Here is a 1,177-nt window from a genome sequence, read left to right as displayed (position 1 = left end):
GGACCTGCCGGCGGCGCGGGCGGGGCGGCACGGGGATAAGGGACGCGAGCACGGAACGCAGGACGCCACGCAGAACGCCACGCAGGCGAGCGAGACGTAGAAGGGAGAGTCGTGTCCGACCAGGAGAACGGTCAGATCAACGCTCGGATCCGGCAGGTTCAAGCCCAGGCGCAGGCCCAGGCGCAGGCTCAGGAGAACGGGCAGGGCCGGGCCGCTCACGTGAACCACGGGGTCCAGCAGTACGGGGGCCACAGCCAGGTGGGCAACCAGGCCGTCGGGCAGGGCGCTCGGGCCGAGGCGGGGCAGGTGGCGGTCGGGGCGGCCTTCACCGGCGAGCAGTCGGCCCGGGTGGAGGAACTGCTCACCCGCATCGAGCTGCTGCTGGACCAGCACCGGGACGAGCTCCCCGACGGCAGCGCGCCGCGGGTGGAGCTGCGCAGGCTGCGCGAGGAGCTGGCGGAGAGCGAACCGCAGCCTGGGGTGCTGCGCCGGGCCCTGGACCGCCTGACCGCCTTCGCCGAGCCGGTGGTCCCCCTGGCGACCGCGGTCGGCGAGCTGGCCCGGCTGGTCCAGGGCGGGTGAGGCAGTGCACCAGCGGCAAGGCGCCGGGCAGTGACGGGCGGTCAGCGGAGCGGCGGGTCCGGCGGGAGTTCGGCCGGGTCGAGTGCGGGGCCGAGGGCCGTGAGCGCGCCGACCGGGTCCGGATCGGCGGCGCCGCGCGGCCACCAGTCGTCCGCGCCGGGTTCCGACTCGTAGGCGTACCAGAGGTTGTCCTGGCCGAGCCGTAGCTGGGCGTGCCCCACCGGGTGGGTGAGACGGTTGCGCCAGGGCCGGAACGGCGGCAGCCCGGCGGCCGTCAGCAGGGGGCGGGCACGGTCGAAACGGCCGGCCGGCGGGTTCCACGGCTCGCCCTCCAGCACGGCCAGGCCCGCGAGTCCGCCCTGCCGCCAGGCGGCGACCGCGCGCGCGAGGTCGACGGGGGTGCGGCCGGAGGCCGCGGCGAGGGACGAGTAGAGGGTGCGGGTCGTGGCAGTCAGCCCCGAACCGGGACGGGCCGCCGCGATGCGCACGGCGTCCTCCCAGAGGGTCAGCTCGCCCACCGGATCCTCGCCGGTGCCGAGCAGGGCGAGCGCGCGGGCGGCGGCGTGCGTGGCCAGCTGGTCCAGCGCGTAGGGGT

At 76.6% G+C, this 1,177-nt stretch carries 1 protein-coding gene and 1 pseudogene; one reads left to right on the top strand and one right to left on the bottom strand.

Annotation, left to right across the window (positions count from 1 at the left end; translation table 11 throughout):
- Window positions 1-219 precede the first annotated feature (219 nt).
- Window positions 220-582: a hypothetical protein gene (locus ACOV8S_RS05205; RefSeq protein ID WP_448317357.1), complete on the top strand. Its 363-nt coding sequence runs from the start codon at window positions 220-222 to the stop codon at window positions 580-582.
- Between the two features lie 41 nt (window positions 583-623).
- On the opposite strand, the pseudogene ACOV8S_RS05200 reads toward ACOV8S_RS05205, so the two are convergent.
- Window positions 624-1,177: pseudogene (locus ACOV8S_RS05200) on the bottom strand (SWIM zinc finger family protein); the annotation flags it as partial.

It is taken from the genome of Streptomyces sp. CO7, assembly GCF_053474865.1.
Note: the sequence above shows the minus strand (reverse complement) of the source record. Positions and strands in the feature narration are given on the sequence as shown.